We start from the raw sequence: 26003 nt of genomic DNA on the forward strand, positions 1-26003 counted from the left end.
CAATCGCCCATTTCTGGCGCAGCCGGCGAAACAATCGCGAAAATGCCCATGGTTTCGGCATGCGGCACGGGATTTGAGCGCAACCCTGCCCTTCTTGCGCTCAGAAGGCGCGGAAGGTCACCGTCGTGAATGTGTCCTTGATGTTGCCGATCGGGTGGACTCGCTCGTTGACGAAATGGCCGATGTCGACCTCGTCGTCGACGTAGAACTTGGCGAGCAGGTCGAAATTGCCGGCGGTCGAATAAATCTCGGAAGCGATCTCGGCGTCGGCGAGCGCGCTCGCCACCTCGTAGGCCTTGCCGAGTTCGCATTTGATCTGCACGAAAAAGGTCTTCATCGCACCGTCCGTTCCGGGCCTGTCGTCGTTTCGCGGTCTTGTCGCAGAACGCGCCCGAGCTTTCAAGCCGCCGCCTCCACGCCATCGGCCGCGCCATGCTGAAACCGCGGCGACGGCTGCCGCGTATGTTACAATGCCAAGGCGTCGCGGACCACCGCGAGCGCCGGAAACGGAGGCAAGAATGCGCAGCATCGCATTGGTCTTCGCCATTTTGCTCCTGGGCTTCCCGGCACTGGCCGGCGAAGCCGAGGTCAAGGCCGCGCAAGGCAGCATATCGGCCCAGATCGAAGCTTTCAGGACGGGCGAGGATGCGGCCGCCTACAGCTATGCCGCGCCCAACGTGAAGCGCATCTTTCCGACGCTCGAAACCTTCATGGGCATGGTTTCGGGCGGCTACAAGCCGGTGCACCATGCGCAGAGCTTCGACTTCGGCAAATTCCGGGAAATGAGCCCGACCTCGATCATCCAGCAGGTGATGATCGTCGGCCCGGACGGCAAAGACTACGAAGCCGTCTACACGCTCGAACTCCAGCCCGACGGCGTCTGGCGCATCACCGGCGTCAGCTTGCGCGCCTCGAACTCGCTCAGCACCTAGCCGCTGTTCACTGGCGCCGGGTCTGTACCAGCTCGATCCGCCTGGCGATGCCAATGGCCTCCAGAAATGCCTGGTCGTGGCTCACCACCAGCAAGGCCCCGTCATAGGCGCGCAGCCCGGCTTCCACGGCCTCGATGGCGTCGATGTCGAGATGGTTGGTCGGCTCGTCGAGGATCAGCAGCTGCGGCGGCGACTTGGCGCCGAGCACGCAGGCGAGCCCGGCGCGCAGCAGTTGTCCGCCACTGAGGCTGCCCACGATCTGCAGCGCCGCATCGGCACGGAACATGAACCGCGCCAGCGCGGCGCGGCAGGCATTTTCGTCGGCCTCGGGGTTGATGCGGCGGAAGTTGTCCCGAATGGAGTTGGAGGGGTCGAGCAGGCCGACATGCTGGTCGAGCATGGCGTAGCCGGTCAGAATGGAGACGCTGCCTGTCCACGGTTCCAGCTTGCCGGAAATCGCCTTGAGCAGGGTGGTCTTGCCCGTACCGTTGCCGCCGATCACCGCGACGCGCTCGGGGCCCATGATCGTCAGCGAAAAGTCCGAGATCACCGGCTGGCCCGGCTCGTAGCCCGCCGTCAGGCCGTCGATCCGCAGCACCGCCTTGCTGGAAGGCAATCCGGTCGACGGAAGGACCACAGACAGCGGCTGCAGCACCTCGATGCGTTCGCGCGCCGCGGCCGCATCCGCTTCCGCCTGGACGCGCCGGCGTTCGGCCAGCCTGACATTCTCGCCCGACGAGTTCTCGGCGCGGTTCTTGAGCCCGCTCATGAAGATGCGCGGCATGTCGCCCTTGGCGGCCTTGCGCTTGCCCGCTCCGTCCCTGCGCGCCTTGCGTTCTGCCGTCGTCTGGGCGGCCCGGGCGACTTCCGAAACGCGCCGTTCAGCATCGAGCAGGTCGTGGCGCGCTGACGCGAGCTCGATCGCCTTGAGCTCGCGATAGTGGCTCCAGTTGCCGCCATAGCGCGTCGCCCCCAGCGACGTCAGCTCGACGATGGCGTCCATCGTGTCGAGCAGTTCGCGGTCGTGGCTGACGACGATGGCCCCTGCCCGCCAACCGGCAAGAAGATCAATCACCGCGTCACGTCCCTCCCGGTCGAGGTTGTTGGTCGGTTCGTCCAGAAGGATGAAGTCGGGTTCGCCGAAGATCAGCGCTGCGAGCCCGGCCCGCGTGCGCTGGCCGCCTGAAAGCGCCGACAGCTCGGTGCCGGGCCCGGCGCTCAGGCCGACACGGGCGAGCGCCGCCTCGATCCGCGCCTCCAGCGTCCAGTCGACGTCGGCATATTCATCGACCTCGGCCAGCCCGGCCTCGGCGCGGCGCAACAGATCGAGCCCGTCGGATGCGCCGAACAGGTCGGCAACGGTCTCGCCAGGAGACACCTGCGCCGACTGGCGCAGCAGGCCCAGCATACCGCTGACGGACATTTTGCCCGCCTGCGGCAGCAACGAACCGGCGATCAGATGCAGCAGCGTCGACTTGCCGACGCCGTTGCGCCCGACAAGCCCGGCGCGGCCGGTTTCGAAATTGAGCGACAGATCGGAAAAAAGCGTCCGGCCGTCAGGCGTGGACCAGGCAATATTCGACAGCGAGATGGATGCAGGCATGGAATTCCCCAATGGCAAAGCGGTTCGGCGTTGCTGTCGGGTCAAAATCCATTGCTGTTCACATCCTGTCGGTATTGCTGATGGCGGCTAGATAGTCGGCTTTCCGGCGAGATTCAAGTCGCTGAGATCAATGCGGCCGGCGAGCGTCGAACTCGCGCCGATGCAACGTCCCAGCGATCAGGATTCCGCGAAGAACGCACTCAACGCCTTGAGATCGACATTCCCACCGCTGAGCACGATGCCGACGCGATTTCCCGCGCAGTCGACGACGCCGTTGAGTGCTGCAGCCGCACCCAGGCAGCCCGTCGGCTCGACGATCACCTTCATGCGTTCGGCAAAGAATCGCATCGTCTGCACCAGTTGCGCATCGCTGACGGTGACGATGTCGTCGACCTTGGCCTGCAGGATCGGGAAATTGCGGTCGCCCACGAAGGTCGTCAGCGCGCCGTCGGCAATCGACTTGGGCGGCGCGATGCGCACCACCTCGCCCTTCCGTAGCGACTGCTGGCCGTCGTTTCCGGCCTCCGGCTCGACGCCGATCACGCGGCAGCCCGGCGACAGGGCCTTGGCGCTCAGCGCACAGCCGGCCAGCAATCCGCCACCGCCGAGCGGCGCGATCAACACGTCGAGCTCGCCGACCTCCTCGATCAGCTCCAGCGCCGCCGTGCCCTGCCCGGCAATGATGTCGGCGTGGTCGAAGGGCGGGATCAGGGACATGCCGCGCTCCTCCGAGATGTCTCGGGCGATTGCGTCGCGGTCGTCCTTGTAGCGGTCGAAGAACACCACTTCGGCACCATACCCCCTGGTCGCCGCGACCTTTATCGCGGGCGCGTCCTGGGGCATCACGATGACCGACGGCGCGCCGAGCAGGGTCGCCGCATAGGCCAGCGCCTGGGCATGATTGCCCGAGGAATAGGCGACGACGCCCTTTCTCCGCGCCTCGGGCGACAAGGCGGAAACAGCATTGTAGGCGCCGCGGAATTTGAAGGCGCCGGCCCGCTGCAGGTTCTCGGCCTTGAAGAACAGCTTGCCGCCGGCCACCCCATTGGCGGTGCGCGAAGTCAACACCGGGGTGCGATGCGCGACGCCTGAAATACGTGACGCCGCCACTTTGACGTCTTCGAATGTCGGAATGCGTGGCGAAACGGTCATGGAATCCTCCTTGGTCGGCGGCACTCTAGTCGAGGCGGTCGGCCGCCAGAAGCCCTCACGGCACCCCACCGCTTGCACCAGCGCTTGACTTCCCGGCCATATGTTCCCTTTATGTTCTCATTCACATTCGATCGAGCACAATGACGGAAAGCGCGGCCACCATCCTGCATGCCGACCTCGACGCCTTCTACGCGTCGGTCGAGCAACTGCTCGACCCGAGCCTGCGGGGCAAACCCATTGCCGTCGGCGGCGGGGTGGTGCTCGCCGCCTCCTACGAGGCCAAGGCCTTCGGCGTCCATGGCGGCATGCCCGGTCGTCGCGCCCGCGAGCTTTGTCCCGGCCTCATCTTCGTCGGCGGCAATTTCAGGGAATACCAGCGCCTCGGCGACGCGGCGATCGCCGTTCTCGGCGACTTCACACCTATCGTCGAGCGCATCTCCATCGATGAGGCCTTCGCCGATGTCGCCGGCTGCACCCACCTCTTCGGTACGCCCGAGGAGATCGCCAAGACAGTAAGGCACAGGGTCCGAACCGAACTCGGCCTGCCGATTTCCGTCGGCGTCGCCCGCACCAAGCATCTCGCCAAGATCGCCTCGCAGGTGGCGAAGCCCGACGGGCTGGTCGTCGTCGATCCCGGAACCGAACTCGACTTCCTGCACGAATTGCCCGTCGGGCTGATGTGGGGCGTCGGCCCGGCCACCGAAACGCGCCTGGCGGACGCCGGCATCACCACCATCGGTCAGTTGGCCAATGCCAACCGCCATGCGCTCGAACGCCTGCTCGGCCCCGCCGCCGGCGAAAAACTTTCGGCGCTCGCCTGGAACCGCGACCCGCGCCGCCTCCAGCCGCATCGCCGCGCCCATTCCGCAGGCGCGCAGTCGGCCCTGGGCATGAAGCCGGCCAAACCGGCCGTCTTTGTCCCGGCGCTGCGTCATCTCGCCGATCGCGTCGCCTCGCGACTGCGGGCGAAATCCCGCCCGGGGCGCACGGTCACCGCCCGCGTTCGTTTCGCCGACATGCGCTCGGTGACGCAGTCGATCACGCTGGACGCACCGATTTCCGCCACAGCCATGATTGCAGAAATCGCCGAGGAGCTGGTGCGCGGCGTACTTGCCCAATACCCGAACGAGCGCGCCATCTCGCTGCTGGCGATCTCGGTCTCGCATCTCGAGGAACATTCGGGCCTGCAGCTCGAACTGCCGCTTGATCTCGACGACGAACGCCACCGGCCGGGCACGAAAAAGGGCCAGGCGCGCTGGGGCGCCGACCGCGCCATGGATGCCATCCGCGAACGCTTTGGCTGGGAGGCCGTCGGCTACGCCTCCGTGTCGCTCGGGCGCGCAAGTTCCGTGCCCGATGCCTTCCGCGAACTGGCCGAGAAGGAGTTGTGAGCCTCAGCCTTTATGGAGCGGAATGTCGCCCTGCGCCCAGCCTTCGCTGATCTCGGCCGTGCGGTCGGCAAAGCGTCCCGCCTCGATCGCGGCGCGGATTTCGCCCATCAGATGCTGGTAATACGACAGGTTGTTCCAGGTCAGAAGCATGGCGCCCAGCGCCTCGCCCGAACGCACCAGATGGTGCAGGTAGGCGCGGCTGTAGTCGCGCGCAGCCGGGCAATCGCTTTCCTCGTCCAGTGGACGCGGGTCGTCGGCATGGCGGGCGTTGCGCAGGTTGACCTTGCCGCGGCGTGTATAGGCGAGACCGTGGCGACCGGCGCGCGTCGGCATCACGCAGTCGAACATGTCGATGCCGCGCGCCACCGATTTGACGATGTCGTCGGGCGTCCCCACGCCCATCAGGTAGCGCGGCTTCTCTGTCGGCAGCTCCGGACAGGTGATGTCGAGCATGTCGAGCATCACCTCCTGCGGCTCGCCGACAGCGAGGCCGCCGACGGCATAACCCTTGAGGTCGAGCGCCTTCAGCGCCTGCGCCGAGCGCACGCGCATGTCGGCGATGTCGCCGCCCTGCACGATGCCGAACATCGCCTTGCCCGGCTGGTCGCCAAAAGCCTTCTTGCAGCGCTCGGCCCAGCGCAGCGACAGCTCCATGGCGCGCTGGATCTCCTTCGGCGTCGACGGCAGCGCGGTGCACTCGTCGAGCTGCATCTGGATGTCGGAATCGAGCAGGCCCTGGATCTCGATCGAACGCTCCGGCGACATCTCGTAGGGCGCGCCGTCGATATGCGAGCGGAAGGTCACGCCCTTCTCGCTGATCTTGCGCAGCTTCGACAGCGACATCACCTGAAATCCGCCGGAATCGGTCAGGATCGGGTGCGGCCAGCGGGCGAACTCATGCAGGCCGCCGAGCTTCGCCACCCGCTCCGCGCCGGGCCGCAGCATCAGGTGATAGGTGTTGCCCAGGATGATGTCGGCGCCGACGCCGCGCACCTGGTCCATGTACATCGCCTTGACCGTGCCGCCGGTGCCGACGGGCATGAAAGCCGGTGTGCGGATCGTGCCGCGCGGCATGGTGATCTCGCCGCGCCGCGCCTTGCCGTCGGTCGCGAGCAACTTGAAGGTGAACTCAGAACTCATCGGTCGTCCCTGAACAGCAGGCTGGCGTCGCCATAAGAATAGAAGCGGTAGCCGCTCGCAATGGCGTGCGCATAGACCTCGCGCATCCGCTCCAGCCCCGAAAAGGCGGAGACCAGCATGAACAGCGTCGAGCGCGGCAGGTGGAAATTGGTCATCAGCGCGTCGACGAACTTGAAGCGGTAGCCGGGGGTGATGAAGATATCGGTCGGACCCGACCAGGCAGCGATGGTGCCGTCGGGGCGCGCGGCACTTTCCATCAGGCGCAGCGAGGTGGTGCCGACGGCGACGATGCGGTTGCCGCGCGCCCTGGCGGCGTTCAGCACTGCTGCGATCTCGGCCGACACATGGCCGATCTCGGCATGCATCTTGTGGTCGGCAGTGTCGTCCGCCTTGACCGGCAGGAAGGTTCCCGCGCCGACATGCAGCGTCACGAACTGTCTTTCCACGCCGCGCGCCTCGAGCGCCGCAAACAGCTCCGGCGTGAAATGCAGGCCAGCGGTCGGGGCAGCGACCGCGCCCTCCTCCCGCGCATAGACGGTCTGGTAGTCCTTGCGGTCGCGCTCGTCGTCGTCGCGCTTGGAGGCGATGTAGGGCGGCAGCGGAATGTGGCCGACGGCGTGCAGCGCCTCGTCCAGCGCCGGCCCGGACAGCTCGAAGGCGAGCAATGCCTCGCCGGCCTCGCCCTTCTCGATCACCGTCGCATCGAGCTGGCCCAGCATGCAGGCCTCGGAGTCGTGGCCGAACTGGATGCGATCACCGACGGCAACACGCTTGCCGGGCCGCATGAAGGCGAGCCAGCGATCGGGCGCGGTGCGCATGTGCAGCGTGGCGTCGACATGGGCGACGGCCTCGCCGCGCACGCGGCGGCCCTTGAGCTGCGCCGGGATGACGCGCGTGTCGTTGAGCACCAGCACGTCGCCGGGTTCGAGCAGCGACGGCAGGTCGCGCACCGACAGGTCGGCGAGCGCTTCACCAGGCCGCACGCACAGAAGCCGCGCCGTGTCGCGCGGTTCGGCGGGCCTGAGCGCGATCCGCTCTTCCGGCAGGTCGAAATCGAAAAGGTCTACGCGCATCAGTAGATACGGATCATCAGGGCGCCGGCGAGCAGCAGCATGGCGCCGACGATGCGGCCCGTGGAGAGTTCGCGCACGGCGACGCCGAAAACTCCGGCATTGTCCACCAGCATGCCGGCCAGAAGCTGGCCGGCGACCAGGAAGGCCATCAGGGCGGCTGCGCCGATGCGCGGGGTCAGAAGCACGGTGGAGGTGACATAGACGGCGCCCAGCGCTCCGCCGGCCACGAACAGCCAGGGTGCGGGTGCCTTCCAGTCGATGACCAGGCCCTGCGACCGCGTGGTGAAATAGGTAACCAGCCCGAGTACGATCGCACCCGAGAGAAAGGAAATCGCAGCCGCCGCGACGGGCACACCGAGCCCGCGCGCCAGCTGCGCATTGATGGGAGCCTGAATGGCGACGAAGGCGCCCGCCAGAACGCCGAGAAGCGACCAGAGAGCGCCTGCCACCTGTTACTCCTTGACGTCTGCGGCGACCTTCATCGACACGATCTTGTCGGGGTCGACCACCGGCTCGCCGCGCTTGATCTTGTCGACGTTGTCCATGCCCTCGATGACCTGGCCCCACACCGAATACTGGCGGTTGAGGAAGCCGGCATCCTCGAAGCAGATGAAGAACTGCGAGTTGGCGGAGTTCGGGTTCTGGGCGCGGGCCATGGAGCAGGTGCCGCGGCCGTGGTTCATGTTGGAGAACTCGGCCTTCAGGTCCGGCTTGTCCGAGCCGCCCATGCCGGCACGGCTGGGGTTGAAGTCCTTTCCGCCCGACTTGCCGAACTTGACGTCGCCGGTCTGCGCCATGAATCCGTCGATGACGCGGTGGAAGACGACGCCGTCATAGGCGCCTTCGCGAGCCAGCTCCTTGATGCGGGCGACGTGGCCGGGGGCCAGGTCGGGGAGCAACTCGATGACCACCTTGCCCTTGGTGGTTTCCATGATCAGCGCGTTCTCGCGATCCTTGATCTCGGCCATGACTGAATTCCTTCTCTGTTACAGATTACTTGCCGTCCGCAGCGATGCGGACTTCTACTTACCGTCCGCAGCGATGCGGACCTTGATCATGCGGTCGGGGTCGGTGACGACGCCGTTCTCGGCCGCATCGCCCTTCTTGATCTTGTCGACCAGTTCCATGCCGCTCTCGACGTCCCCGACGACGGTGTACTGGCCGTCGAGCGAGGAAGCGGTGTCGAACATGATGAAGAACTGCGAATTGGCCGAATTCGGATCCTGGGCACGCGCCATGCCGACGACCCCGCGCTTGAAGTTCTCCTTGGAGAACTCGGCCGGCAGATCGGGCAGCTTCGAGCCGCCGGTGCCGGCGCGCGCGGCGCTGTAGCCGTCCTTCATGTCGCCGAACTCGACGTCGCCGGTCTGGGCCATGAAGCCTTCGATCACGCGATGGAACGCGACGTTGTCATATTCGCCGTCGCGCACGAGCTTCTTGATCTGTTCGACGTGCTTGGGCGCGAGGTCGGGACGGAGTTCTACCGTCACGTCGCCGTCCTTGAGCGTGATGACCATGGTGTTCTCGGGATCGGCGGCGAAGGCCGAAGCCGAACCGGCGATTATGCCGGCAAGGACGACGAAAGACGAGGCAAGCTTCCTGAGCTGCATTGATCGGTACTCCGGGATTATTTCGCGAATTTGGCGTTGAGCGCCTTGGCAACCGCCGCAGGCACAAACGGGCGGATGTCGCCGCCCATCGAGGCAATCTGGCGGACAAGTGTGGCGGTAATTGTGCGGACCGAAGGGCTTGCCGGCAGGAAAACCGTCTGCAGTTCCGGCGCCATGGTCTCGTTCATGCCGGCCATCTGCATCTCGTAGTCGAGGTCGGTGCCGTCGCGCAGGCCACGGATCATGATCGAGGCGCCCTCTCGCCGGGCGGCGTCGATGACCAGCCCGTCGAAGGCGACGACCTTGATGCGGCCGCCATCCTTGCCGAACTCCGACTTGGCCGCATCCTCGATCAGCGCCACACGCTCCTCGAAGGAGAACAGCGGCTTCTTGCCCGGATGAATCCCGATGGCCGCGTAGACGACGTCGGCGACCGCCAACGACGCCTTGAGCACGTCGAGATGGCCGTTGGTGAGGGGGTCGAAGGACCCGGCGTAGATTGCGATGCGATCTGTCATGCGCCTGCTTCTAGAACATCGGCGGTCAAGGTGGAAGCGGGCACCGGCCCGAACTTGGCCATCCGGCGCTTCCCGCATGGTTTACAAGATGAACGCGGGATGAATGGAAGTCTCAGGTTTCGTTCAAGGGGATGTGAATAAACCATCTCTATAGTCGATGAAACCAAACAGCGCGTCGCCCGTTATTTCAGGCAGGAGAACAGCGCCATGATGATCTACATGCTCGCCGCCGCCATGACACTGGCCATGCTCATCGCCACCGCCTTCGCCCTCCACCAGGAGGCGCACCGGGTGCGCACCAAGGTTCAGACCGCCCGTGTCCGGCTGCCGGGGTGGCGCAATCCGCGGCTGCCGCGCTGATCTGCCTCGACTACAGTTTCTGCCCCTCCAGGCAAAAGCGGCGCTCACGCGCCGCTTTTTTCTTTAACCCGACGGCGTAAGCCACTGGCAAATCGGTGGCCTTCCGGATCAGCCTTCCTCGCTCACCGGCGCTTCATCGCCCGGCGCCTCGTCGGCATCGTCCTCGCCCTGAGGCTCGGAAATGCGCTCCACAGAGACCACCTTCTCGCCTTCGGCGGTGTTGAAGATGGTGACGCCTTTGGTGGCGCGGCTGGCGAAACGGATGCCGTCCACCGGCACGCGGATGACCTGACCACCGTCGGAAACCAACATGATCTGGTCGTCGTTGCCAACCGGGAATGTCGCCACCAGCTTGCCGATCTCGGCCGTCTTTGAGACGTCGGTGGCGCGGATGCCCTTGCCGCCGCGATTGGTCAGGCGGAAGTCGTAGGACGACGAACGCTTGCCGTAGCCATAGTCGGTGACGGTCAGCACGAACTGTTCGTGCTCGCCCAGGAACTGGTAGCGCTCTTCGGAGATGTCGGCTTCCTCGCCGACCTCCTCGTTGGTCAGCGCGATGTCCTCGTCCTCGCCGGCGGCAGCGCCGGCGGCAAGCCGACGCTCGGCAACCGAACGCTTGAGGTAGGCGGCACGCTCGGCCGGGCTCGCCTCGACATGCTCGATGATCGCCATCGAGATGACGCGGTCGCCATCGGCCATGCTGATCCCGCGCACGCCGACCGAGTTGCGGCTCTGGAATACGCGCACGTCGTCGACGCGGAAGCGTATGCACTGGCCGGAATCGGCGGTCAGAAGCACGTCGTCATTGTCGGTGCAGGTCTCGACGCCGAGGATCTCGTCGCCTTCCTCCTCCAGCTTCATGGCGATCTTGCCGTTGCGATTGACCTGGACGAAGTCGCTGAGCTTGTTGCGGCGCACGGTGCCGCGCGTGGTGGCGAACATCACGTCGAGTTCGCCCCAGCTCGTCTCATCTTCGGGCAACGGCATGATGGTGGTGATGCGTTCGCCCTGCTGGAGCGGCAGCATGTTGATTAGCGCCTTACCGCGCGACTGCGGATTGCCGATCGGCAGCCGCCAGACCTTTTCCTTGTAGACGATGCCGCGCGACGAGAAGAACAGCACCGGCGTGTGCGTGTTGGCCACGAACAGGCGGGTGACGAAATCCTCGTCCTTGGTCGACATGCCCGAGCGGCCCTTGCCGCCGCGGCGCTGCGCCCGGTAGAGCGACAGCGGCACGCGCTTGATGTAGCCGGAATGGCTGACGGTCACGACCATGTCCTCGCGCGGGATCAGGTCCTCGTCTTCCATGTCCGAGCCGGCGTCGGTGATCTCGGTGCGGCGCGGAACGCCGAACTCGTCGCGCACGGCGGTCAGCTCTTCCCTGACGATCTGCTGGATGCGCGCCCGCGACGACAGGATGGCGAGATAGTCGGTGATCTCGGTGCCGATCTTGTTGAGTTCGTCGGCGATTTCGTCGCGGCCCAGTGCCGTCAGACGCTGCAGGCGCAGCTCGAGAATGGCGCGGGCCTGCTCTTCCGACAGGTTGTAGGTGCCGTCGTCGTTGATGCGGTGGCGCGGATCGTCGATCAGGCGGATCAGCGACTCGACGTCGGATGCCGGCCAGCGCCGCGTCATCAGCTGGTCGCGCGCCGTCTGCGGGTCGGGCGCGGTGCGGATGAGCTTGATGACCTCGTCGATATTGGCGACCGCGATCGCCAGGCCGACCAAGACATGCGCGCGGTCGCGCACCTTCTTGAGCAGGAACTTGGTGCGCCGGCTGATCACCTCTTCGCGGAAGGCGACGAACGCCTTCAGCATGTCGATGAGCGTCAGAACCTCCGGCTTGCCACCGTTGAGCGCCACCATGTTGGCGCCGAACGACGTCTGCAGCGGCGTGAATCGATAGAGCTGGTTGAGGATCACCTCGGCATTGGCATCGCGCTTGAGCTCGATGACTACGCGATACCCCTGGCGGTCCGACTCGTCGCGGATGTCGGAGATGCCCTCGATGCGCTTGTCGCGCACGAGTTCCGCCATCTTCTCGATCATCGAGGCCTTGTTCACCTGATAGGGAACCTCGGTGATGACGATCGCCTCGCGGTCGCCGCGGCTCTGCTCGATATTGACCTTGCCGCGCATGACGACCGAGCCGCGCCCGGTCGAATAGGCGTTGTAGATGCCCGAGCGGCCGAGGATCAGGCCGCCTGTGGGGAAATCAGGCCCCGGGATGATCTCCATCAGGTCGGGCAGGTCGATCCCGGGATTGTCCATCACGGCCATGGCGCCGTTGCAGACCTCGACCAGGTTGTGCGGCGGGATGTTGGTCGCCATGCCGACGGCGATGCCGCCTGCGCCATTGACCAGCAGCGCCGGGAAACGCGCCGGCAGGACGCGCGGCTCCTGGCCGGACGCGTCATAGGTATCCTGGAAATCGACGGTGTCCTTGTCGATGTCCTCGAGCAGCTCGTGCGCAACCTTGGTCAGGCGCGCCTCGGTGTAGCGCATCGCCGCGGGCGGATCGCCGTCGATCGAGCCGAAATTGCCCTGACCGTCGATCAGCGTGACGCTCATCGACCAGTCCTGCGCCATGCGCACCAGGGCGTCATAGATCGAGGCGTCGCCGTGCGGGTGATACTTACCCATCACGTCGGCGACCGGACGCGCCGATTTCACATATTTGCGGTTCCAGTGGTAGCCGCTTTCGTGCGAGGCATAGAGGATGCGCCGGTGCACCGGCTTCATGCCGTCGCGCACGTCGGGCAGCGCGCGGCTCACGATCACGCTCATCGCGTAATCGAGGTAGGAGCGCTGCATCTCCTCGATGATGGAAATCGGCTCGATGCCGGAGGGACCTTCAGGTCCGCGCGGTGATTTCTGGTCGGTCAACTCGGATCACGCATGTTGGGAATCATTTGCCCTTTATATAGGAACGGTGCGTGGTTGACCAACTTTGGGCGCGCTTTTCCAACGCTGATTTATCACGCAATATCAAAAGGATAGATCACCCGGTCAAATCCGCGACAGTCTGCCTGCCACGGCCGGAAGTCAGCTGCGCTGGGCATAACGCGCAGCCAGACGCGATTGCTCTGGCGCCAACGCACGCCGCGGGTTAGCCTGCATTCGCCCCGGGGGGATGCCGATGCCGCAATTCGACAGCATTTTCAACGCTTTCGTCACCCTGCTCGTGACCATCGACCCACCGGGACTCGCCCCGCTTTTCCTGGCCGTGACGCGCGGCATGAACCGCGACGAGCGGCAGCAGGTATCGGTGCGTGCCAGCATCATGGGCTTCGCCGTGCTCGCCCTGTTCGCCGTCGCGGGTGCCGCCATCCTCACCGTGTTCGGCATCACGCTGCCGGCGTTCCGGGTGGCCGGCGGCTTCCTCTTGTTCTTCATCGCCTTCGAGATGGTGTTCGAGCGCCGGCAGGACCGCAAGGAGAAGATCTCGGACGTGGCGATCACCAAGGACCACATCCACAACATCGCCGCCTTCCCGCTCGCCATCCCGCTGATCGCCGGCCCCGGCGCGATATCGGCCACAGTGCTCTTGTCGGGCTCGTTCGACGGCTGGGCGGGCCAAGTGACGCTGGTCGGCATCATCTTCATCTGCCTGGCCCTGACCTATCTCGTCTTCGTGCTCGCCGAACGCATCGACCGCTTCCTCGGCCAGACCGGCCGGTCGATCCTGACCCGCCTGCTCGGCGTGATCCTGGCGGCACTCGCCGTCCAGTTCGTGGCAGACGGGATCAAGGCGCTGGTGGCGATGTGAACGACGGCGGCAGCCGAGACTAGATGAGGTTGCGCCAGATCATGTAGCCGGCGACGGCCACGATCATCGGCGAGGACAGAACGTTCAGCGTATCCTTTTCCGCTGCAGCACCACTGCCGCGCGCGACCCGCCCAAGCCGGCGATCAGGCCGCGGGGTCAACCAATCAGGCTGCGACGGGCGAGGTGTGTCGGTCGACCGTCCTGCGGGCAAGCCACATGCCGAGGAACATCATCGGCAGGAACGCATATGTGCCGGCCGCTCCGAGCGCAGTCGCGGTCAGTGCCGGCCCGGGGCAGAACCCGCCCAGGCCCCAGCCGATACCGAAGATGGCCGGCCCGACCAGGATCCTCCGGTCGATGGCGCTGCCGGCGGGCAGATGGAACGCTTCAGCAGCCACCGGTTTCGGCCGCCTGAAGACGAGGCGGTAGCCGATGAAGGTGGTGATCACGGCCCCGCCCATCACGAAGGCAAGCGAGGGGTCCCAGGTGCCGAACAGATCGAGGAAGTTCAGAACCTTGGCCGGATCGGACATGCCCGACACGACGAGGCCGATGCCGAACAGCAGGCCGAGCGCGAGATTGACGACAAACGACATGTTCAAGTCCCCATCAAGTGCCGGACGACGAAGACGGTGACGAATGCGGTCGCCATGAAGGTCAGCGTCGCCACCAACGAACGGATGGAAAGCCGCGACAGGCCGCAGACGCCGTGACCGCTGGTGCAGCCTTTGCCATAGACCGAACCGAAACCGACCAGGAGCCCGGCCACGGCCATAAGGGGCAGGTTGGACGAAACCGTCTGGACGACCTGGCTACCGGTCACCGACGCATAGACCAGCGGAGCTCCCACGAGGCCGAGCACGAAGGCCAGCCGCGAAGGCAAGGCCTTGTCGCCATAGGGCGGCAACAGGCGGCCGGCGATGCCGGATATGCCGGCAATGCGCCCTTCCCACGCCATCAGGAGAACGGCCGACAGGCCGATCAGGATGCCACCCACGGTGGCTGCTATCGGGGTAAACTCAGTCATGTCATCGGCCTTCGATTGCGGCAACTTCCGCGCCCGGGTCGCAGAACAGGCGGTAGAGCAAGGTCACGACCGCCCTCACCCGCTCGTCGGCGAGGCGGTAGAAGACGGATTTCGATTCCTTGCGGCCGATGATCAGCCCGGCATCGCGCAGTTCGGCGATCTGCTGGGAGAGCCCGGGCTGCCTGATGCCGAGGCTGTCTTCGAGTTCGCGCACCGAACGCTCGCCATCGGCGAGGGAGCAGGCGATCATCAGCCGGTTCGGGTTGGCGAGCTTCTTCAGGAACTCCGAAGCCTCGCCTGCCCGCTCGAGCAGATCCGATACCGGCACTTTCGGTTCCTGTTGCATGGTCCTAGCCCCAGTTGGCGCCCTCGAGCGCATCGAGCGGGAATTTCAGGTAGCGCCTGCCGTTGGCTTCCGGTTCGGGCAGACGACCGCCGTTGATGTTGATCTGCAGGGCGTGGAGAATGAGCTTCGGCATCGGCAAGGTGCTGTCGCGCGCCTCGCGCACGGCGACGAAATCCGCTTCCGACGCGCATCTGGATACGTGCGTGTTGCGCGCCTTCTGCTCGGCAACGGTGCTTTCCCATCTCGGCTCGCGCCCGCCCGGCTGATAGTCGTGGCCGGTGAAAAGCCGGGTATCGCCGGGCAGTTCCAATATCTGCTGGATGGACTGCCAGAGCCGCCTGGCGCTGCCGCCCGGAAAGTCGGCGCGCGCCGTTCCGCTGTCCGGCATGAACATCGTGTCGTGCACGAAGGCCGCGTCGCCGATCACATAGGTGATCGAGGCGAGCGTGTGTCCGGGCGAAAACAGCACCTTTCCCTCGATCTCACCGACAGAGAAGGTCTCGCCTTCGGCAAACAGCCTGTCCCACTGCGAACCGTCGTCGGCCAGTTCCGGCCAGTTGTAGATGCCCTTCCAGAGCTTCTGGACGTCGACGACGCGTTCGCCGATCGCCGTCGGCGCGCCAGTCCTGGACTTCAGGTAGCGGGCGGCCGAAAAGTGGTCGGCGTGGGGATGGGTGTCGAGTATCCACTCGACCGTCAGGCCACGCTCTTCGACGAAATCAAGGATGCGGTCGGCATTGGTGGTCGCCGTGGAGCCCGACTTCTCGTCGAAATCGAGCACCGGATCGACGATCGCGCATTTCCTGGTAGCCGGATCGGCAACGACATACTGGACGGAGAAGGTGCGCGGATCGAAGAAGGCGGTAACCTCGGGTTTCATGGACATGTTCGGCCCCATCCCTTTGTCTTGAATTCGAAAATCGTCAGGAATTGTCGCGCAGCCAGTCCTTGGCCCCGGCAAGGTTGATGCCCAGCCGCGAACCCAACCCATCGAGGTCGCCCGTGTCGAGGCGGCCATCGAGCACTTCGCCGATCGCCCAGAGCGACAGCGAGCGCGTCGCGGACTTGCAATGAGCGAGCACCGGCCCGCCGGCATCGGCGACGGCAGCCTGGAAGGCGCGCACGGTCTCCAGCGAGTAGCGCCCAGGTGCCACCGGGATGTTGACGAACTCCATGCCCAGCTGCCCGGCCCGGTCCGCCGCCTCGGACATGGTTGCCTGACCCGGCTCCTCGTTGGCCGGGCGGTTGTTGATGATCTTGCGAATGCCAGCCCCGCCGGCTGCCACCAAATCGGCGTCGGACGGTTGACCCGAGATCCAGAGCTTGTCGGTCACCTGCTTCATCATACATCCTCTTCAAATCGTCGACGGCGCTATCGCGTCAACGATGAGATACATATGATTGCATTTTCTTGCAATAATTTTTCCGCAACTAAACGTGAAGTGCCGAAAAGGCACCGACCGGCGTGCGAGCCTAGTCCTTGCGATCGGCTCGCAGCTTCGCCCAGTAGTCGAGCCGCTTCTTCACGTCCCGTTCGAAGCCGCGCTCGTTGGGCACGTAGAATTCGCGACGATTGGGCCCGGCAAATTCGTCGGGCATGAATTCCTGGCCCGAAAACGCGTCCGGATAGTCGTGATCGTAGCGATAGCCCTCGTGGTAGCCGAGGTCCTTCATCAGCTTGGTCGGCGCGTTCAGGATGTGCTTCGGCGGCGCCAGCGATCCCGTCTGCTGGGCCAGTGCAATGGCCTGGTTGAAGCCCATGTAGGACGCGTTCGATTTCGGCGCGGTCGCCACATAGGTGATGGCCTGGGCCATGAACAGCCGCCCCTCGGGCCAGCCGACGCGTTCGAATGCCGTCCAGGCGGTAACGACCTGTTGCAGCGCCTGGGGATCGGCCATGCCGACGTCCTCGGAGGCTGCGCAGGCAAGGCGACGGAAGATGGTGCCGGGATCCTCGCCGCCGACCACCATGCGCGCCGCCCAGTAGAGGGCGGCCTGCACGTCGCTGCCGCGCAGGCTTTTGTGGAAGCAGCTCAAAAGGTTGTAGTGCTCTTCCTGGCCCTTGTCGTAGACGGGAGCGCGCTTCTGCACCGCTTCGGCCAGTCCCGCGACGTCCAGCACGGCGTCGGGCGGGAGCGCGAACAGTTCCTCGCACAGCCCGATGAGGTAGCGCCCGTCGCCGTCGGCCATGGTGAGCAGGGCGTCGCGGGCAGCCTCGTCCAGCGGCAGCTTCTTGCCGGTATGCGCCTCGGCCCTCGCGGCAAGGATCGCCAGATCCTCCTTCTCGAAACGGCGGAGCGTGTAGACCTTGGCGCGCGACAGAAGTGCTGCAACCAGGCTGAAGCTCGGATTTTCCGTCGTGGCGCCGATCAGCACGATGGTGCCGTCCTCGACATGCGGCAGCAGCGCATCCTGGGTGGTCCGGTTGAAGCGATGCAGCTCGTCCACGAACACGACCGTCTGGCGCCCTGCCCCGCCGCGGAGCTGGCGGGCGGCCTCGACCACCTTGCGCAGGTCGGCGACGCCGGAAAGGACGGCCGAAAGCTGCACGAAGTCGAGGCCGACTTCCTTGGCGACCAGCCGCGCGATCGTCGTCTTGCCGACGCCCGGCGGCCCCCAGAGGATGAAGGACGAAACCTTGCGCGACTTCACCATGCGCCCGATGGGCCCGTCGGCGCCGAGCAGATGGTCCTGCCCGATGACCTCGGACAGGCGCTGCGGACGAAGCGTCTCGGCGAGCGGTCGCGGCGCTGCGTCGTCGAAGAGGGAACTCACTGTGCAGCCCTCCCGATCTCGTGGCTACCGTCCGCCCACATGACAGTCGTCGTCCTGAACATGATGCCGGATCATAGCACCGTCAGTAGCGCAGCATCTGCCGCATGACGCGGCCATCGCGCTCGACGGTGAACCGCCACCAGCGCGAATCCTCCTCGGAGAGCTGTTTCAACTGCTGCGCGGTGGCGATCTCTTCGCCGTTGAGCTCGCGGACGATGTCGCCGCGCCTGAAGCCGAAGCCGGCGGCGGGCGATCCGCCATCGACATCGACGATCACCACGCCCTTGGTTCCGTTGGCGACACGCAGCCGCTGCGCAAGGCGCGGCGAAAGCTCCGCCACCTTGGCGCCGGCGAAGGGGCTGCGCCCGCGCAGCAGGACTTCGTTTGCGCTGGTGCCCTCGGGGGCGCGCTCGAGCGCGACCTCGACCGCCTTCTCCTCTCCCTTGCTCAACACCTGCAGCGTCGCCTTGCCGCCGATCGGCTGCGTGGCCATGCGGTAGTCGAGCGCTTCCATGTGCTCCACGGCCTTGCCGTTGAAGGCCAGCACCACGTCACCGGGCTTGAGCCCGGCGCGCGCCGCCGGTCCGTTGTCGTCGACGGACGAGATCAGGGCCCCCGTGGGATGGTCCATGCCAAGCGATTCGGCGATCTGCGGAGTCACGGGTTCGAAGGTCGCTCCGACGAAGGGTCGCTCGAAGAACTGCGCGCCGCTCTTCGCGGCGTCGGTGAAGGCCCGTACCATGTTGGACGGAATTGCAAAGCCGATGCCGATCGAACCGCCGCCGCGGCTGAAGATGGCGGTGTTGATGCCGACGAGTTGGCCGCCCATGTTGATGAGCGCACCGCCCGAATTGCCGGGATTGATGGCGGCATCGGTCTGGATGAAGAAGCTGGAATCGGCGACGCCGATATGGGTGCGCGCCAGCGCCGAGACGATGCCGCTGGTGGTCGTCTGCCCGACACCGAACGGATTGCCGATGGCAAGCACCAGGTCGCCGACCTGCAGCGCATCCGAATCGCCGATCGGCACGGTCGGGAACGGCTTGTCCGAATCGATCTTCAGCACCGCGAGGTCGAGCGTCTCGTCCTTGAGCAGGATCTTGCTCGTGAACTCGCGGCCGTCCGAGAGAGCCACCTTCACCTGGTCGGCGTCCTGCACCACGTGATTGTTGGTGACGACGATGCCGCTCGCATCGACCATGACGCCCGAACCGAGCGACGAGCGCTGGCGCGGCGCGGCGCGGCCGAAGAACTGTTCGAAGAACGGGTCGCCTTCGAAAGGCGAGCGCACCTTGGCCTGCTGCGAGGCGTAGACGTTGACCACGGCCGCGGCAGTGTCCTTGACCAGCGGCGCGAAGGACAACTGCATCTCCTCGCGGCCGAACGGCACCCGGCGGTCCGGCCCCGGCGTGGCGGAGCCGTCGCCCTTGCCGCCGCTCAACAGGTCGGTCAGCACGTCCGAGAGGCCCGGGTCCTCAGCCGGCTTGGCGGCCTCCTGGGCCGTGGCTGCCCCCGCGACCGCCATCCAGCCGCACAGCAGGAGCAGGGAAAGTCGTTTCGCGCGCATCGCGAATCCTCCAAAGCTTGTTGCCGCCATTGTTCCGACGATTGTGCAAAATGAAAGGCTGCAGAGGCCGCGAAGTCGCGATTTTCCGCGCACTTGGCAAATCTTGCGGAAGGACTGCTGAAGGCTGCGCCATCCGCCCAAAACAAAAGGGGCCGCAAGGGCCCCTTCGGTCAATTCGCGTCAGGCAGATGCCCGATCAAGCAGCTTCGGCTTCGTTCGCAGCTTCAGCCTCGAGACGAACGCGGTCGCCGGCGCCCTTGGCCGAGGTGTCGCGATCGACGAACTCGATGACCGCGAGCGGCGCGTTGTCGCCGTGACGGAAGCCCGCCTTCATGATGCGCAGGTAGCCGCCGTGACGCTGGGCATAGCGCGGAGCAATCGTGTCGAACAGGCGCTTGACGACGTGCTCGTTGCCGATCTGGGCGATGACCTGACGGCGAGCGTGCAGGTCGCCGCGCTTGCCGAGGGTGATCAGCTTCTCGACGATCGGACGCAGGTCCTTCGCCTTCGGCAGGGTGGTGACGATCTGCTCATGCTCGAGCAGCGAAACGGCGAGGTTCGCAAACATCGCCTTGCGGTGGCTTGCACTGCGGCTGAACCGGCGGCCGGCAAATCCATGGCGCATGGTTCTTCTCCTTTGGGTCTGGTTCTAGAGGCCTGGGCCTCAGTATTGATCTTCGTAACGCTTGGCGAGGTCTTCGATGTTTTCCGGCGGCCAGTCCGGCACTTCCATGCCGAGGTGCAGCCCCATCGCGGCCAGGACTTCCTTGATCTCGTTGAGCGACTTGCGGCCGAAGTTCGGCGTACGCAGCATCTCGGCTTCCGTCTTCTGGATCAGGTCGCCGATGTAAACGATGTTGTCGTTCTTGAGGCAGTTGGCCGAACGGACAGAAAGCTCGAGTTCGTCGACCTTCTTGAGCAGCGCCGGGTTGAAGGCGAGCTCGGTGACGGCCTCGGCAGCCGTTTCCTTCTGCGGTTCCTCGAAGTTGACGAACAGCGCGAGCTGGTCCTGCAGGATGCGCGCAGCAAAGGCCACCGCGTCCTCGCCCGTGATCGAACCGTCGGTCTCGATGGTCATGGTCAGCTTGTCGTAGTCGAGAACCTGGCCCTCGCGGGTGTTTTCGACCTTGTACGAAACCTTCTTGACCGGCGAGTACAGGCTGTCGACCGGGATGAGGCCGATCGGCGCGTCTTCGGCGCGGTTACGCTCGGCGGGCACGTAGCCCTTGCCGGTGTCGACCGTGAACTCCATCCGGATCTCGGCGCCCTCGTCGAGGGTGCAAATGACGTGATCCGGGTTCAGGATCTCGACGTCGCCGACCGTCTGGATGTCGCCGGCGAGCACGGCACCGGGGCCCTGCTTGCGAACGACCATGCGCTTCGGGCCATCGCCTTCCATGCGGATGGCGATTTCCTTGATGTTGAGCACGATGTCGGTGACGTCCTCACGAACGCCGCCGATCGAGGAGAACTCGTGCAGCACGCCGTCGATCTGGACGGCAGTGACGGCCGCGCCACGCAGCGACGACAAGAGCACGCGACGGAGCGCGTTGCCCAGCGTCAGGCCGAAACCGCGTTCCAGCGGCTCCGCGACCAGCGTGGTCAGAGTCTTGTTCTTTGACGAGAACTCGATCTTGTTCGGCTTGATCAGTTCCTGCCAGTTTTTCTGGATCATATTCGCTTCCTTCCGATACCCCGCCACCATCCAATCGTGGCGAGCGAACTGGAAGCCGCAGACGAGCGCCTGGGCGCCGTGCGGCGGTGAAATGTGCTTAGACGCGACGCTTCTTGCGCGGGCGGCAGCCATTGTGCGGGATCGGCGTCACGTCGCGGATCGACGTGATGGTGAAACCCGCAGCCTGGAGCGCGCGCAGCGCCGACTCACGACCGGAACCGGGTCCGCAAACCTCGACCTCGAGGGTGCGCATACCGTGCTCCTGGGCCTTCTTGGCAGCATCCTCGGCAGCCATCTGGGCCGCGAAGGGGGTCGACTTGCGCGAACCCTTGAAGCCCTGGGCACCGGCCGACGACCAGGCAATCGCATTGCCCTGCGCGTCGGAGATGGTGATCATGGTGTTGTTGAAGGTCGAATTGACGTGGGCAACGCCCGACGAGATGTTCTTGCGTTCGCGACGACGAACGCGGCCGGCTTCCTTGGCCATGGTAGTCCTTTCGGTTGATCTCTTCACCGCCGTAACGCCAGCGGCTACACCAGCCTGCATTTAAGGTGCCAGGCCGAACACCCGCCAAAAAGGCGAAACCGGCGGGCCTAAACCCGCCGGGAAAACCTTACTTCTTCTTGCCGGCGATCGCCTTGGCCGGACCCTTGCGGGTGCGGGCGTTGGTGTGCGTGCGCTGACCGCGCACCGGCAGCGAACGACGGTGACGCAGGCCGCGGTAGCAGCCGAGGTCCATCAGACGCTTGATGTTGATCGAAACTTCGCGGCGCAGATCGCCTTCGACCTGATAGTCGCGGTCGATCGTCTCGCGGATCGCCAGAACTTCCGCGTCGGTCAGCTGGTTGACGCGACGCTCGGCCGGGATGCCGACCTTCTCGACGATCTCCTGGGCGAACTTCTTGCCAATGCCGTGGATGTACTGAAGCGCGATCACGACGCGCTTGTTGGTCGGAATATTGACGCCGGCTATACGAGCCATCTTTTCACTCCATTTGGGCCGGACCGTGCCGGCGCTTCAAGTTGTCCCGCGTCCGGTGGAGGCCGGCCCTTGCGGGTTTTCCGTATCAATGCTTGTGCATGCCCTCAGGGGCAAACAAAATCATGCCTGAATGGAAGACGGGCCGCCATACTCCGGATCGGCCCGTCCGTCAAGACCCCCGGCGCTAATTGCGCAGCGTATCCGCCAGGACCGCGTCGATCTGAGCGGTCACGTTGTCGATCTCGGCCATGCCGTCGACCTGCTTCAAGAGGTCGTTGGCGTAGTAGTAGCCGATCAGCGGGGCGGTCTTCTTGTAGTACTCCCGGAGGCGTTCGTCGAACACTTCCGGATTGTCATCCTTGCGCGGCGGAAGGCCGGCGGCCTTCGCCTCCTCGGCACGCTTGACGATTCGGCCGACCAGCGCCTTGTCGTCGACGACGAGCTCGACGACCACGTCAAGCGGCATGCCGCGCTCGGCGAGCATGTCGGCGACGGCATCGGCCTGGGCCAGCGTGCGCGGATAGCCGTCGAGGATGAAGCCGCGGGCGCAGTCATCCTGGTCGATGCGCTCGGCGACGATCGCGTTGACGATCTCGTCGGACACCAGACCGCCGGCATCCATCACCGCCTTGGCACGCAGTCCAACTTCCGTCTTGGCTCCGACGGCTGCCCGCAGCATGTCACCGGTTGAAAGTTGAGGTATGCCGTGCTTTTCGACCAGCCTCTGTGCTTGCGTCCCCTTGCCCGCCCCCGGCGGTCCAAGCAATATCAGCCTCATCTTCCCCTCTTACCTCCGCGGAGCTTCGACTTCTTGATCAGACCCTCATACTGATGGGCGATCAGGTGACCCTGAATCTGCGCCACCGTGTCGAGAGTTACATTGACGACGATGAGAAGCGAAGTACCACCAAGGTAGAAGGGCACGCCCGTCCACGAAATCAGGAACTCCGGGATCAAGCAGATGACCACGAGGTATGCCGTGCCGATGACGGTGATGCGTGTCAGCACGTAGTCGATGTATTCGGCGGTGCGTTCACCCGGACGGTATCCGGGAATGAAGCCGGAGTGCTTCTTCAGCTGGTCGGCCGTGTCCTTCGGATTGAACACGATCGCCGTGTAGAAGAAGGAGAAGAAGATGATCATGCCGGCATAGAGCGCCATGTAGAGCGGCTGGCCGTGGCCGAGGGCCGCCATGATCGCGCTTGCCCAGCCGGGCAGCGTCGTCGTGTTGGCGAAGCCGGCAAAGGTCGCGGGCAGCAAGAGCAGCGACGAGGCGAAGATCGGCGGAATCACGCCCGAGGTGTTCAGCTTCAGCGGCAGGTGCGAGGTGTCGCCCTGGAACATGCGGTTGCCGATCTGGCGCTTCGGATACTGGATCAGCAGGCGGCGCTGGGCGCGCTCGAAGAAGACGATCACGGCGATCAGGACGATCGCAAGCACGATGATCGCCAGGATCAGGCCCGTGGACAGGGCGCCGGTGCGGCCGAGTTCCAGAGTGCCGCTGATCGCGCTCGGCAGGCCGGCGACGATGCCGGCGAAGATGATGAGCGAAATGCCGTTGCCGATGCCGCGGGCGGTGATCTGCTCGCCGAGCCACATCAGGAACATGGTGCCGCCGACGAGCGTGATGACCGTCGAGGCGCGGAAGAACATGCCGGGATCGGCGACGATGCCATTGCCGCTCTCGAGCCCGACGGAAATGCCGTAGGCCTGGACGAGTGCGAGAAGGACCGTGCCGTAGCGGGTGTACTGATTGATGATCTTGCGGCCCGCCTCGCCTTCCTTCTTCAGCGCTTCAAGCGACGGGATGACCGACGTCATGAGCTGCATGATGATGGAGGCGGAGATGTAGGGCATGATGCCCAGGGCAAAGATCGCCATGCGCTGCACGGCACCGCCGGCGAACATGTTGAAGATGCCGAGGACGCCGCGGCTCTGCTGGGTGAAGGCCTGGGCGAAGGCGTCGGGATTGATTCCCGGGAGCGGAATGTAGGTTCCGAGGCGATAGACGAGCAACGCGCCGAGGGTGAACCAGATGCGCTTCTTGAGATCTTCGGCCTTGGCGAAGGCTGCGAAATTCAGATTGGATGCAAGTTGTTCTGCAGCCGATGCCATAGAGGACACTCCCTTGGTCACGCCGCATGCCGCAAGCCGGCGCGGCGTGAGTCACCGAAGCCACGAAATAGGCTTCGGACGGTAAACATGCAAGCGGCGGTATCTCTACCGCCGCCAGCTCGCAAACCTTTTACTCGGCAGCTGCCGTTTCGGGCAGCTTCACCGATCCTCCGGCCTTCTCGATCTTCTCGATCGCCGGCTTGGAGGCGCCGGCCACGTCGAAGGCCACCTTGGCCTTCAGCTCGCCGTCGCCGAGGATCCGCACGCCGTCCTTGACGCGGCGGATCACGCCGGCCTTGACGAGTGCCTCGCCATTCACGGTTTCCTTCGCGTCGAGCTTCTTGGCATCGATCGCGGCCTGGATGCGGGCCAGCGAAACGGTGACGAAGCTCTTGGCGAAGATGTTGTTGAAGCCGCGCTTGGGCAGACGGCGATAGAGCGGCATCTGGCCACCCTCGAAGCCGTTGATCGCGACGCCCGAACGGGACTTCTGGCCCTTGACGCCGCGGCCGCCGGTCTTGCCGGAGCCCGAGCCGATGCCACGGCCCAGGCGCTTCTTCGAATGGGTCGCGCCGGAGTTGTCACGCAGATCGTTGAGTTTCATGTCCTGTCTCCTGCGCTCGGCTTAGGCCTCGTCCACGACGCGGACGAGGTGCTGCACAGCAGCGATCATGCCGCGAACCGAAGGAGTGTCCTCCAGGGTGCGCTTGCGATGCATCTTGTTGAGGCCGAGGCCGACCAGCGTGGCACGCTGCTCCTTCGGCCGGCGGATCGGGCTGCCGATCTGCTCGACGGTGATGGTCTTGGTTGCTTTCTTGGCCATGGTCTAGATCCCCTGGTCCCAGCGACTATTCTTCTGCCGCGACCGCGGAACCGCGGCGGGCCTGAAGCGTCGAGTACTTGATGCCGCGCTGCGCAGCCACATCCTTCGGATGCATCTGGCTCTTCAGCGCATCGAAGGTCGCACGAACCATGTTGTACGGGTTCGAAGAACCCATCGACTTGGCGACGACGTCGTGCATGCCGAGCGTCTCGAAGACGGCGCGCATCGGGCCGCCGGCGATGATACCGGTACCCTGCTTGGCCGAACGCAGCAGAACGCGGCCTGCGCCCCAACGGCCTTCGACGTCATGGTGCAGCGTGCGGCCCGAGCGGAGCGGCACGAAGATCATGTCGCGCTTGGCCGACTCGGTGGCCTTGCGGATGGCTTCCGGCACTTCGCGCGCCTTGCCATGACCGAAGCCGACGCGGCCCTTCTGGTCGCCGACGACGACGAGCGCTGCGAAGCCGAAACGCCGGCCGCCCTTGACGACCTTGGCGACGCGGTTGATGTGAACGAGCTTGTCGACGAATTCGCTGTCGCGCTCTTCACGGTCACGGCTGCGCTCGCGATCGCGGCCGCCGTCCCTACGTTCTTGTGCCATATTCCTGTCCTTGTTCTTTTCCGGAAGCACGGGGTTAAAACGACAAATCCGGCGTCTATAGCGTCGCCGGATTTATTGCAACTGGGCAGATATGCGGCGCAGCGTCACGCGCGGCGCCGAATGACTGCGTCAGAAGTTCAGGCCGCCCTCGCGGGCCGCTTCGGCCAGCGCCTTGACGCGGCCGTGATAGATGTAGGCGCCGCGATCGAAGACAACGTCCTTGACGCCGGCCTGGGCCGCGCGCTCAGCGATCAGCTTGCCGACGGCAGCTGCCGCGGCGATGTCGGCGCCGGTCTTCAGCGAGCCCTTGAGATCCTTCTCGAGGGTCGATGCGGCGACGACTGTGTGACCGCGCGAATCGTCGATGATCTGCACGTAGATGTTCTTCGAGGTGCGATGCACCGACAGACGCGGACGGCCATTCGAGACCGCCTTGATCTGGCGACGGACGCGCGCCGAGCGGCGCAGGGTGGTTTCCTTGGAAGCCATAGTTCTTTCCTTGCCTGAAAGTCCGGGGTGGCCATGTGCGGTAGGCCCGAAGGC

Annotated in this window: 30 protein-coding genes and 1 pseudogene; 4 read left to right on the forward strand and 27 right to left on the reverse strand. The window is 65.0% G+C overall.

The annotated features are described in order from the left end of the window. Positions 1 to 100 precede the first annotated feature (100 nt). Positions 101 to 337 (reverse strand): Lrp/AsnC ligand binding domain-containing protein, encoded by a 237-nt coding sequence (locus PV773_RS09980; protein ID WP_340039948.1) that lies wholly within the window; start codon positions 335 to 337, stop codon positions 101 to 103. 181 nt (positions 338 to 518) lie between these two features. Here PV773_RS09980 and PV773_RS09985 point away from each other — a divergent pair, with 181 nt between their 5' ends. Then, positions 519 to 932: a DUF4864 domain-containing protein gene (locus PV773_RS09985; protein ID WP_347966210.1), complete on the forward strand. Its 414-nt coding sequence runs from the start codon at positions 519 to 521 to the stop codon at positions 930 to 932. Between the two features lie 7 nt (positions 933 to 939). Here the strand turns inward: PV773_RS09985 and PV773_RS09990 are convergent, their stop codons facing one another. Both PV773_RS09990 and PV773_RS09995 read right to left on the reverse strand, forming a co-directional pair. Next, complete coding sequence (locus PV773_RS09990) at positions 940 to 2535, reverse strand: ABC-F family ATP-binding cassette domain-containing protein (RefSeq protein ID WP_347966211.1); 1596 nt, start codon at positions 2533 to 2535, stop codon at positions 940 to 942. A 177-nt stretch (positions 2536 to 2712) separates the two neighbouring features. Next, positions 2713 to 3687, reverse strand: coding sequence for a threo-3-hydroxy-L-aspartate ammonia-lyase (locus PV773_RS09995; RefSeq protein WP_347966212.1), 975 nt, complete (start codon positions 3685 to 3687; stop codon positions 2713 to 2715). Positions 3688 to 3827: 140 nt separating this feature from the next. Here PV773_RS09995 and dinB point away from each other — a divergent pair, with 140 nt between their 5' ends. Then, positions 3828 to 5078 (forward strand): DNA polymerase IV, encoded by a 1251-nt coding sequence (gene dinB, locus PV773_RS10000; protein ID WP_347966213.1) that lies wholly within the window; start codon positions 3828 to 3830, stop codon positions 5076 to 5078. A 3-nt stretch (positions 5079 to 5081) separates the two neighbouring features. Here the strand turns inward: dinB and tgt are convergent, their stop codons facing one another. The 6 genes from tgt to coaD are packed head-to-tail and all read right to left on the reverse strand — an operon-like array spanning position 5082 to position 9419. Continuing rightward, complete coding sequence (tgt, locus tag PV773_RS10005) at positions 5082 to 6218, reverse strand: tRNA guanosine(34) transglycosylase Tgt (protein ID WP_347966214.1); 1137 nt, start codon at positions 6216 to 6218, stop codon at positions 5082 to 5084. Beyond that, the gene (gene queA / locus PV773_RS10010; RefSeq protein WP_347966215.1) at positions 6215 to 7291 is read right to left on the reverse strand and encodes a tRNA preQ1(34) S-adenosylmethionine ribosyltransferase-isomerase QueA; all 1077 of its coding nucleotides are present in this window, start codon (positions 7289 to 7291) and stop codon (positions 6215 to 6217) included. The genes tgt and queA overlap by 4 nt, the downstream gene beginning before the upstream one ends. Next, entirely contained in the window at positions 7291 to 7740 is a 450-nt protein-coding gene (locus PV773_RS10015; protein ID WP_347966216.1) for a DMT family transporter, read from the reverse strand. The genes queA and PV773_RS10015 overlap by 1 nt, the downstream gene beginning before the upstream one ends. A gap of 3 nt (positions 7741 to 7743) precedes the next feature. Beyond that, positions 7744 to 8259: a peptidylprolyl isomerase gene (locus PV773_RS10020; RefSeq protein ID WP_347966217.1), complete on the reverse strand. Its 516-nt coding sequence runs from the start codon at positions 8257 to 8259 to the stop codon at positions 7744 to 7746. 54 nt (positions 8260 to 8313) lie between these two features. Further along, a complete protein-coding gene (locus PV773_RS10025; protein WP_347966218.1) occupies positions 8314 to 8901 on the reverse strand; it encodes a peptidylprolyl isomerase in 588 nt (195 codons plus the stop codon). Positions 8902 to 8918: 17 nt separating this feature from the next. Beyond that, positions 8919 to 9419, reverse strand: a complete 501-nt coding sequence (coaD, locus tag PV773_RS10030) for a pantetheine-phosphate adenylyltransferase (protein WP_340039926.1) — start codon at positions 9417 to 9419, stop codon at positions 8919 to 8921. 207 nt (positions 9420 to 9626) lie between these two features. On the opposite strand from coaD, the gene PV773_RS10035 reads away from it, so the two are divergent. Beyond that, positions 9627 to 9779 (forward strand): hypothetical protein, encoded by a 153-nt coding sequence (locus PV773_RS10035; RefSeq protein ID WP_347966219.1) that lies wholly within the window; start codon positions 9627 to 9629, stop codon positions 9777 to 9779. 108 nt (positions 9780 to 9887) lie between these two features. Here the strand turns inward: PV773_RS10035 and gyrA are convergent, their stop codons facing one another. Next, the gene (gyrA, locus tag PV773_RS10040; protein ID WP_347966220.1) at positions 9888 to 12665 is read right to left on the reverse strand and encodes a DNA gyrase subunit A; all 2778 of its coding nucleotides are present in this window, start codon (positions 12663 to 12665) and stop codon (positions 9888 to 9890) included. Positions 12666 to 12918: 253 nt separating this feature from the next. On the opposite strand from gyrA, the gene PV773_RS10045 reads away from it, so the two are divergent. Next, positions 12919 to 13548 (forward strand): MarC family protein, encoded by a 630-nt coding sequence (locus PV773_RS10045; RefSeq protein ID WP_347966221.1) that lies wholly within the window; start codon positions 12919 to 12921, stop codon positions 13546 to 13548. Between the two features lie 19 nt (positions 13549 to 13567). Here PV773_RS10045 and PV773_RS10050 read toward each other — a convergent pair whose 3' ends face one another. The 17 genes and pseudogenes from PV773_RS10050 to rplR form a co-directional block, all read right to left on the reverse strand. Next, positions 13568 to 13708 carry a hypothetical protein gene (locus PV773_RS10050; RefSeq protein WP_347966222.1) on the reverse strand — a complete coding sequence of 47 codons (141 nt, stop codon included), beginning with the start codon at positions 13706 to 13708 and terminating at the stop codon, positions 13568 to 13570. Between the two features lie 4 nt (positions 13709 to 13712). Continuing rightward, the gene (locus tag PV773_RS10055; protein WP_347966223.1) at positions 13713 to 14144 is read right to left on the reverse strand and encodes a YeeE/YedE family protein; all 432 of its coding nucleotides are present in this window, start codon (positions 14142 to 14144) and stop codon (positions 13713 to 13715) included. A 2-nt stretch (positions 14145 to 14146) separates the two neighbouring features. After that, positions 14147 to 14575, reverse strand: coding sequence for a YeeE/YedE family protein (locus tag PV773_RS10060; protein WP_347966224.1), 429 nt, complete (start codon positions 14573 to 14575; stop codon positions 14147 to 14149). Between the two features lies 1 nt (position 14576). Further along, a complete protein-coding gene (locus tag PV773_RS10065) occupies positions 14577 to 14921 on the reverse strand; it encodes a metalloregulator ArsR/SmtB family transcription factor (protein WP_347966225.1) in 345 nt (114 codons plus the stop codon). Positions 14922 to 14925: 4 nt separating this feature from the next. Then, a pseudogene (gene blh, locus PV773_RS10070) lies at positions 14926 to 16264 on the reverse strand (bifunctional sulfur transferase/dioxygenase Blh). 130 nt (positions 16265 to 16394) lie between these two features. Next, positions 16395 to 17696: a replication-associated recombination protein A gene (locus PV773_RS10075; RefSeq protein ID WP_347966226.1), complete on the reverse strand. Its 1302-nt coding sequence runs from the start codon at positions 17694 to 17696 to the stop codon at positions 16395 to 16397. Between the two features lie 82 nt (positions 17697 to 17778). Beyond that, positions 17779 to 19263: a DegQ family serine endoprotease gene (locus tag PV773_RS10080; protein ID WP_347966227.1), complete on the reverse strand. Its 1485-nt coding sequence runs from the start codon at positions 19261 to 19263 to the stop codon at positions 17779 to 17781. Positions 19264 to 19459: 196 nt separating this feature from the next. After that, complete coding sequence (gene rplQ / locus PV773_RS10085) at positions 19460 to 19888, reverse strand: 50S ribosomal protein L17 (RefSeq protein WP_340039908.1); 429 nt, start codon at positions 19886 to 19888, stop codon at positions 19460 to 19462. A gap of 39 nt (positions 19889 to 19927) precedes the next feature. Continuing rightward, positions 19928 to 20938: a DNA-directed RNA polymerase subunit alpha gene (locus PV773_RS10090; protein ID WP_340039905.1), complete on the reverse strand. Its 1011-nt coding sequence runs from the start codon at positions 20936 to 20938 to the stop codon at positions 19928 to 19930. Positions 20939 to 21035: 97 nt separating this feature from the next. Continuing rightward, complete coding sequence (gene rpsK, locus PV773_RS10095) at positions 21036 to 21425, reverse strand: 30S ribosomal protein S11 (protein WP_340039903.1); 390 nt, start codon at positions 21423 to 21425, stop codon at positions 21036 to 21038. A 127-nt stretch (positions 21426 to 21552) separates the two neighbouring features. After that, positions 21553 to 21921 (reverse strand): 30S ribosomal protein S13, encoded by a 369-nt coding sequence (gene rpsM / locus PV773_RS10100; RefSeq protein WP_340039900.1) that lies wholly within the window; start codon positions 21919 to 21921, stop codon positions 21553 to 21555. 184 nt (positions 21922 to 22105) lie between these two features. Next, positions 22106 to 22699 carry an adenylate kinase gene (locus tag PV773_RS10105; protein WP_347966228.1) on the reverse strand — a complete coding sequence of 198 codons (594 nt, stop codon included), beginning with the start codon at positions 22697 to 22699 and terminating at the stop codon, positions 22106 to 22108. After that, positions 22696 to 24036, reverse strand: a complete 1341-nt coding sequence (gene secY, locus PV773_RS10110) for a preprotein translocase subunit SecY (RefSeq protein WP_347966229.1) — start codon at positions 24034 to 24036, stop codon at positions 22696 to 22698. The genes PV773_RS10105 and secY overlap by 4 nt, the downstream gene beginning before the upstream one ends. Before the next feature lie 130 nt (positions 24037 to 24166). Beyond that, entirely contained in the window at positions 24167 to 24640 is a 474-nt protein-coding gene (gene rplO, locus PV773_RS10115; RefSeq protein WP_347966230.1) for a 50S ribosomal protein L15, read from the reverse strand. A 21-nt stretch (positions 24641 to 24661) separates the two neighbouring features. Beyond that, positions 24662 to 24859 (reverse strand): 50S ribosomal protein L30, encoded by a 198-nt coding sequence (gene rpmD, locus PV773_RS10120; RefSeq protein ID WP_067961904.1) that lies wholly within the window; start codon positions 24857 to 24859, stop codon positions 24662 to 24664. 25 nt (positions 24860 to 24884) lie between these two features. Further along, positions 24885 to 25460 (reverse strand): 30S ribosomal protein S5, encoded by a 576-nt coding sequence (gene rpsE, locus PV773_RS10125; protein ID WP_340039889.1) that lies wholly within the window; start codon positions 25458 to 25460, stop codon positions 24885 to 24887. A 129-nt stretch (positions 25461 to 25589) separates the two neighbouring features. After that, positions 25590 to 25949, reverse strand: coding sequence for a 50S ribosomal protein L18 (rplR, locus tag PV773_RS10130; RefSeq protein WP_347966231.1), 360 nt, complete (start codon positions 25947 to 25949; stop codon positions 25590 to 25592). Between the last annotated feature and the right edge of the window lie 54 nt (positions 25950 to 26003).

Source organism: Mesorhizobium sp. CC13, from assembly GCF_039907765.1.
GTDB lineage: Bacteria > Pseudomonadota > Alphaproteobacteria > Rhizobiales > Rhizobiaceae > Aminobacter.